5 protein-coding genes are annotated in these 7,743 nt (G+C 70.9%); 2 read left to right on the top strand and 3 right to left on the bottom strand.

All coding sequences use genetic code 11. The annotated features are described in order from the left end of the window. Nucleotides 1-448: HAD family hydrolase (locus tag AB0J52_RS19545; RefSeq protein WP_500183012.1), on the bottom strand; the 448-nt coding region annotated here is incomplete at its 3' end. Nucleotides 449-568: 120 nt separating this feature from the next. On the opposite strand from AB0J52_RS19545, the gene gnd reads away from it, so the two are divergent. After that, a complete protein-coding gene (gnd, locus tag AB0J52_RS19540) occupies nucleotides 569-2,035 on the top strand; it encodes an NADP-dependent phosphogluconate dehydrogenase (protein ID WP_500183011.1) in 1,467 nt (488 codons plus the stop codon). Between the two features lie 44 nt (nucleotides 2,036-2,079). On the opposite strand, the gene AB0J52_RS19535 is transcribed toward gnd, so the two are convergent. After that, entirely contained in the window at nucleotides 2,080-3,642 is a 1,563-nt protein-coding gene (locus AB0J52_RS19535) for a restriction endonuclease (protein ID WP_500183010.1), read from the bottom strand. Nucleotides 3,643-3,838: 196 nt separating this feature from the next. On the opposite strand from AB0J52_RS19535, the gene AB0J52_RS19530 reads away from it, so the two are divergent. Then, the gene (locus AB0J52_RS19530) at nucleotides 3,839-6,328 is read left to right on the top strand and encodes a DEAD/DEAH box helicase (protein WP_500183013.1); all 2,490 of its coding nucleotides are present in this window, start codon (nucleotides 3,839-3,841) and stop codon (nucleotides 6,326-6,328) included. A gap of 990 nt (nucleotides 6,329-7,318) precedes the next feature. Here the strand turns inward: AB0J52_RS19530 and AB0J52_RS19525 are convergent. After that, a partial coding sequence (locus AB0J52_RS19525) for a Clp protease N-terminal domain-containing protein (RefSeq protein WP_500183009.1) occupies nucleotides 7,319-7,743 on the bottom strand: 425 nt, incomplete at its 5' end.

Here is a 7,743-nt window from a genome sequence, read left to right as displayed (position 1 = left end):
GCAGCACCTGCGCGGTGTTGGCGCTGGACGACACGACGGCCGTCTTCAGCCCGGCGGCGCGCGCCGCGCGGACGAAGTCCACCGATCCGTCGAACACCTCGACGCCCTTCTCGTCGATGAGCCTGAGCACCAGCTCGTTCTTGCGGTTGCCGAGCCCCCGCACGGTCTCCGTGGCGGGCGGGTCGTCCGGGGAGCCCTCGGGCAGCCGGATGCCGCGCGACTCCAGGAACGACCGGGTGCCGTCCTCGCGCTTCTTGCCGTCCACATACAGACCGTAGTCGTGGCGGATGTCGAACGGGACGAACGGCTCACCGCGCTTCAGCGCCCGGTCCTTCAGGTACTCGTCGAACATCCGCTTCCACGCCGCCGCGTGGACGGCGGCGGTGTCGGTCAGTACCCCGTCGAGGTCGAACAGGCACGCCTCGACCCCCTCCGGCAGTCCCAGCAATGTCTTTCCCCTAAGTCGTCGGCTGTTCGATCAGTGCCTTCCCCGTGGGCAAGTACATACCCGGAACAGCGCTTTTCGCCGCTCGCTCGCCCGAACAGAAGGGTAGGACCCTGTGCGGCGATGTTTACGGTGAGTGAGGAAACACTGGTGAGCAGCACTCGGCAGGCGAACATCGGGGTGACGGGACTGGCCGTGATGGGCCGGAATCTCGCGCGCAACCTGGCGCGGCACGGCTATGCCGTCGCGGTGCACAACCGGACCGACGCCCGCACCAGGGCCCTGGTCGAGGAGTTCGGGACCGAGGGGACGTTCCTGCCCGCGATGTCGGCGGCGGAGTTCGCCGCGTCGCTGGAACGGCCCCGGCGGGTCGTGGTGATGGTGAAGGCGGGCGCGCCGACCGACGCGGTGATCGAGGAGTTCGCCTCGCTCCTGGAGCCCGGCGACATCATCGTGGACGGCGGCAACGCCCACTTCCTCGACACCCGCCGCCGCGAGGCCGCGCTCCGCGAACGCGGCCTGCACTTCGTCGGGGCGGGCATCTCCGGCGGCGAGGAGGGCGCGCTGCACGGCCCGAGCATCATGCCGGGCGGCTCCGCCGAGTCCTGGGAGGCGCTGCGCCCGCTGCTGGAGTCGATCGCCGCCCGGGTGGACGGCGTCCCGTGCACGACCCACATCGGCCCGGACGGGGCGGGCCACTTCGTCAAGATGGTGCACAACGGCATCGAGTACGCCGACATGCAGCTCATCGCCGAGTCCTACGACCTGCTCCGGCACGCGGGCGGCTTCGAGCCGGCCGAGCTGGCCGAGGTCTTCCGGACCTGGAACACCGGCCGCCTCGACTCCTACCTCATCGAGATCACCGCCGACATCCTCGCGCACACCGACCCGGACACGGGCCGCCCGTTCGTGGACGTCGTCCTCGACCAGGCCGAGCAGAAGGGCACCGGCCGCTGGACCGTCCAGACCGCCCTGGACCTCGGCTCCCCGGTCAACGGCATCGCCGAGGCGGTCTTCGCCCGCTCCACCTCGGGCCACGCGGACCTGCGGAAGGCGGCCCGCGCCCTGCCCGGCCCGCCGCGCACGCCGGTCGCGGACGCCGCCGCCTTCGCCGACAAGGTCGAGCAGGCCCTGTACGCGTCCAAGATCGTCGCCTACGCGCAGGGCTTCGACCAGATCCAGGCGGGCAGCGCCGAGTACGGCTGGGACATCGACCTCGGCGCGACCGCCGCGATCTGGCGCGGCGGCTGCATCATCCGCGCGAAGTTCCTGGACCGCATCCGCGCCGCCTACGCGTCCGACCCGGCCACCCCGACGCTCCTCACCACGCCCGACTTCGCCGAGGCCCTGGCCGGCGCCCAGGACGGCTGGCGCGAGGTGGTGGCCACGGCCGTCCGCGAGGGCATCCCGGTCCCCGGCTTCTCCGCGGCCCTGGCCTACTACGACTCGCTGCGCGCCAAGCGCCTGCCCGCCGCCCTGATCCAGTCCCAGCGCGACTACTTCGGCGCCCACACCTACCGCCGCACCGACAAGGACGGCACCTTCCACACCCTCTGGGCCGAGACACCCCGCAAAGAGGTCCCGGCCTGAGGCCAGGCTGAAGGGCGATCTCCTCCCTGCTCGCGCGACGGGGGCTACTTCTTCTTGCGCGGCAGAATACGGGCGGGAATGCCTTCCTTGTGGCACAAGGCCAGAAGTCCCGTTCCGTCGATGAGATTGAGCGGCTTTCCGTTGGCGAAGCGGTAGCTGTCCGGGCCGTACCCGGACGTAGTGATCATGATTCCTTTGGTCGCTCCTTCGTGCTGAACCGTTCCCCACAAGTCGCGGACATGCGTCGGCTCGACCGTTTTGGTGTAGAGCTTCGCCTGGATGATGAACTTGCCGCCGGTGATCGGATGCGGGTCGTAGGCCACACAGTCCACCCCGCCGTCGCCGCTCGCCTGGAAGAGTTGGGTGTCGAAACCCATCCGGGAGAACAGGTTTTCGATGAACGCCTCGAACTCCTTGGGGGACAGGTCCAGCAGGTTCGGCCGCTTGTCGATGTCCGAGACGACGTCCACGGGATCGACGGCCCGCGGGTCGGCCATGCTGTACGGCATGACCGGTTCCACCGCGGTCAGCTCGTCCGGATGCGGCGAGACGTCAGCGAAGAAGTGCTTGCGAATGCACTCGATCGGCTGGAACTTCGGCTCGCTCAGCACCAGCGGTTCGAACTGCTCCCTCGTGGCACGCAAAGTGATGAGGTGGGGCTTAACCCGCCTGCCGGTCACCGGATCGACCGCGTGGACGCGGCCGTTGAACACCACGGTGCTGACCGCGTCCGCTGGGGTGGCCGCGAACACTTCGTGCAATGTGCGTAGTGCCACCTGGGCGATCAGTTCCTGGTAGATCCGGCGGCGCTCGGGCAGCGGGCGCGCCACCGGCTCGACGGCCTTGCGGACCTTGATATGCCGGAAGGCCCTGTTCTCCGGGACGATCTCGAACGGCGGCAGATACCACTCGACCGCGAGGAGCGACGACTCGGGCACGAAACCCGCATGTCGCTCGTCCGGGAAGCCGTCAGGGTATGGCGACGCGCGCAGCACCATCTCCATGTACGCACTGACGGCGTGTCGGTCCCGGGCCTCCAGCCCGGTCTCGATCCGGTCGAGCGCCGCGTTCTCCTCCTCCGCCTTGCGCTCGGCCGCAAGAATCCGCCGGGCGTGTTCCTCCCGGGCTTGAGCGAGCCGTCTCAGCCGTTCGGCTTCACGCTGCTCGTACTGTTCGGTGGCGGCGGCGTACTGCCGCTCGGCCTCCTGGAGGTCGATCTCGTAGCGTCGGCGGCCGCCGAAGATCGCGGACAGGGGGCCCGGTGCGGGCGGGGCGAACCGGTCCCACGTTGGGGGGATCTCCGGATGGGCCAGCGCGCCGAGGTGGAGCGGAGGCGGCTGCGGCTGGCGGCGCAACCGGGACAGATCAATACGAGGGTCCCGTTCCAGGCCGCTCACCAACAGCGTCTTGAGTTCGGTGACCGTCCGCTCCAGCTCATCAGTCCCCGTGGCCGCCTGCTCGTCGCGTTCCTCCGCTTCGGCCCGGACGCGTTCGCGTTCCAGGACTTTGCGTTCCTGCTCCAGGCGCTTGCGTGCCTGTTCTTCCTCGCGTAGCCGGGCTTTGTGCTCCCGCTCCCAATCCCGATATGACGGCTTGCTACGCGACATGGAGGCTCCTGGTCGGTGGCATTGTCAGAAGACGCTGACGCGACGCTAACTCAGAGTCTTCGGGGGCGACAACGGAATACGCCATCCCTGCTTCTGGAGGACTGGGTGGGGCGCAGGAAGGCCGCGTCGGGGGGTTGATTTGGCCTGGGCAGTGCGTGGGGAGGGGCAGGATGGATGTGTGAACCTTCTCGACCAGATGCCCTCCGGAAACGACGCCGACGCCGACAGCCTCTTCGAGGCGTTCGAGAGATGGGTCTCGGGGCGGGGGATCACGCTGTACCCGGCGCAGGAGGAGGCGCTGATCGAGGTGGTCTCCGGGAACAACGTGATCCTGGCCACGCCGACCGGGTCGGGCAAGTCGCTGGTGGCGGCCGGGGCCCTGTTCGCCGGGCTCGGCCGGGACGAGGTGGGGTTCTACACCGCGCCGATCAAGGCGCTGGTGTCGGAGAAGTTCTTCGACCTGGTGGAGATGTTCGGCCGGGAGAACGTCGGGATGATGACCGGCGACGCCTCGGTCAACCCGGACGCGCCGATCATCTGCTGCACCGCCGAGGTGCTCGCCAACATCGCGCTGCGCGACGGCCGGGACGCCGACATCGGCGTGGTCGTCATGGACGAGTTCCACTTCTACGCCGAGCCCGAGCGGGGCTGGGCGTGGCAGGTGCCGATCCTGGAGCTGCCGCAGGCGCAGTTCCTGCTCATGTCGGCGACGCTCGGCGACGTCGACTTCCTGCGCCAGGACCTGGCCCGCCGGACGGGGCGCACGACGGCGCTGGTCACCTCCGCCGACCGGCCCGTCCCGCTGAAGTACGACTACCGGATCACGCCGCTGCACGAGACGATCGAGGAGCTGCTCGGCGAGCAGAAGGCCCCGATCTACCTGGTGCACTTCACGCAGGCGGCGGCGATCGAGCGGGCGCAGTCGCTGATGAGCATCAACGTCTGCACCCGGGAGGAGAAGGCGAAGATCGCCGAGCTGATCGGCAACTTCCGCTTCACCACCCGGTTCGGGCGCAACCTGTCCCGGTTCGTCCGGCACGGGATCGGGGTGCACCACGCGGGGATGCTGCCGAAGTACCGGCGGCTGGTCGAGCGGCTGGCGCAGGCCGGGCTGCTCAAGGTCATCTGCGGCACCGACACGCTCGGCGTCGGCGTGAACGTGCCGATCCGGACGGTCGTGTTCACCGCGCTCAGCAAGTACGACGGACACCGGGTGCGGCGGCTGCGGGCCCGCGAGTTCCACCAGATCGCCGGCCGCGCCGGACGCGCCGGGTTCGACACCATCGGGTACGTCGTCGCGCAGGCCCCCGAGCACGTGGTGGAGAACGAGAAGGCCCTCGCCAAGGCCGGGGACGATCCGAAGAAGCGCCGCAAGGTGCAGCGCAAGAAGCCGCCGGAGGGCTTCGTCGGCTGGGACGAGGAGACCTTCGCCAAGCTCCAGCAGGCCGAGCCGGAGCGGCTGACGTCCCGGTTCCAGGTCAGCCACGCGATGCTGCTGTCGGTGATCGGCCGTCCGGGCAACGCGTTCCAGGCGATGAAGAGCCTGCTCACCGACAACCACGAGGACCGGGCGTCGCAGCGGCGGCACATCTCCCGCGCCATCGCGATCTACCGGTCGCTGCTGGCCGGGGGCGTGGTCGAGGCGCTGGAGGAGCCGGACGAGCAGGGCCGCTACGCGCGGATCGCCGTCGACCTCCAGGAGGACTTCGCGCTCAACCAGCCGCTGTCGGCGTTCGCGCTGGCCGCGTTCGAGATCCTCGACCCGGCGTCGCCGACCTACGCCCTGGACGTCCTGTCGGTGATCGAGGCCACCCTGGACGACCCGCGCCAGGTGCTCGCCGCGCAGGAGAACAAGGCGCGCGGCGAGGCCGTCCAGGAGATGAAGAACGAGGGCATCGAGTACGAGGAGCGGATGGAGCTGCTCCAGGACGTCACCTACCCCAAGCCGCTGGAGGAGCAGCTGGAGGCGGCCTACGAGGTGTACCGGGCGGGCCACCCCTGGGTCGGCGACCACCCGCTCAGCCCCAAGTCGATCGTCCGGGACATGTACGAGCGGGCGATGACCTTCACCGAGTACATCGGCCACTACGACCTCGCGCGCACCGAGGGACTGCTGCTGCGGTACCTGTCCGGCGGGTACAAGGCGCTCCAGCAGACCGTCCCCGAGTCGATCAAGAACGACGACCTGATCGACCTGATCGAGTGGCTGGGCGAGCTGGTCCGCCAGGTCGACTCCAGCCTGCTGGACGAGTGGGAGCAGCTCGCCAACCCGTCCGACGAGGACCTCGCGACGGCCTTCGAGGAGCGCGTCACCCGCGTCACCGCCAACTCCCGGGCGTTCCGGGTGCTCGTCCGCAACGCGATGTTCCGGCGGGTGGAGCTGGCCGCGCTGGAGCGCTACTCCGAGCTCGGCGGCCTCGACCCCGACTTCGGCGCGGACGCCTGGGCCGACGCCATGGACGGCTACTTCGAGGAGCACGAGGAGCTGCTGACCGGCCCGAACGCGCGCGGCCCGAAGCTGCTGCAGATCGAGGAGGTCCCCGAGGACGAGCTGTGGCGCGTCCGCCAGGTCTTCGACGACCCCGAGGGCCACCACGACTGGGGCATCAGCGCCGAGGTCGACCTCGCCGGATCCGACCAGGCGGGCGAGGCCGTCATCCGCGTCACCGCCGTGGACCGGTTGTAGTTTTTTGGCAGTCCCGGCCCACTGCGCTCGCCTGGCGGCTCGCTGTGTTGATCGCAGTCTCGGCCCACTTCGCTCGCTCAGGGGCTCGCTACGTGACCGTGTCTGGGCGAACGCGGCATCGCTTCGCGATCTGCCCGGTTGCGCTCGCCTTCGGCTTCGCTCCGCCGTGCAGGTAACGCGTTCGCGTGCGTGATCGAGGCGAGACTAGTCCTGCTTTGCGTGAAAGCGGAACGCGGCTGAGAGGCCGGGGGAGCGGGTCGGATAGCGCCTTGGCAACGGTGTCGGTGTTCTCCGTGCCCGCCTGGTCGCCGATCGCGACGATGGGGGCGTGCGCTTCTCCGATCACGAGTCCCTCCCGCCCGCCGGACGGCACCGCGCCGCGCCCCTCCCGCCCGGCCGCCGGCGCGGACTGCGGGAGCGGCGGGGCAGGCTCGCCGCGGTGGTGACGGCCGTCGCACTGGCCGGGGGAGTTGGGATGACTGTCCCCTGGGGCCGTCCGGACGGGGCACCGGGACGGCTCGTGACCGGGGACGGAGCCGGCCGGACGGCGGGCGGTCCGCTGTCGCCGGCCCCCGCGCCGCAGCCGACGGCGGTACGGCCGCGCGCCTCCCGCTCGCGGGCCAGGCCGCGGACGCCGGTCTCGGGTAGCGCGCGTCCGGACGCGTCGTCCGGGGCGCATTCCTCACTGCGGGCGATGCCCCGGATCCGGCCGTTCGCCGGGGGCGGTGGCCCCTCGGCCACTGGCGATGGGACGCCCGCGGCCGGTGCGGGCCGGACGGCGTCCAGGCCCGCTCGGGCGGCGGCCGGACACGGGGGTGTGACTCGTCCGCGCGCGACCAGGTCGGCGGCGGCGGGGGCGCCGCCTGCCTGGGTGCGTTCGGAGTGCGCCCGCCGGTTCGGACGCGACGACCGGCGTCGGCGCGCGTGCGAGGTGTTCGTCGCCCGCTTCCTCGGCCGCTGAGCTGCTGGGACGTCCAGGGGAGGAACCGGTCAGGCCGCCTGGGGCGGGATGCGGCGGGTGACGTCGTCGCGGAGGGCGTCCAGGTTCACTCCCGCGCCGCTGAGCGCGCGGACGGCCCGGAACCGGCGGTCCTGGAGCAGCCCCAGGAGGATGTGGCCCGACCCGATGTACTTGTGCTTGAGCCGCAGGGCCTGGCGCAGGCTGAGCTCCAGCACCTTCTTCGACTCCGGCTCGAACGGGATGTGGCCGGTGGCGGCGCGCCCCCGCCGGACGCCGCGCGGGGCGTCCAGGGCCCCGGGCCCGAAGGCGTCCTCGGCCGCCTCCCGGACGGCGTCGATGTCGATGCCGAGCACGCGCAGGGCCTCGCCGTCGAGGCCGTCCGGGCCGGGCAGCGCGTCCACCGCGTCCCCGGCCGCGCCGCGGAACACGCCGCACTCGCGCAGGGCCTCGCCGG

The organism is Spirillospora sp. NPDC049652 (assembly GCF_040675125.1).
Classification (GTDB): Bacteria; Actinomycetota; Actinomycetes; order Streptosporangiales; family Streptosporangiaceae; genus Spirillospora.
This window is presented reverse-complemented; position numbering and strand designations above follow the sequence as displayed.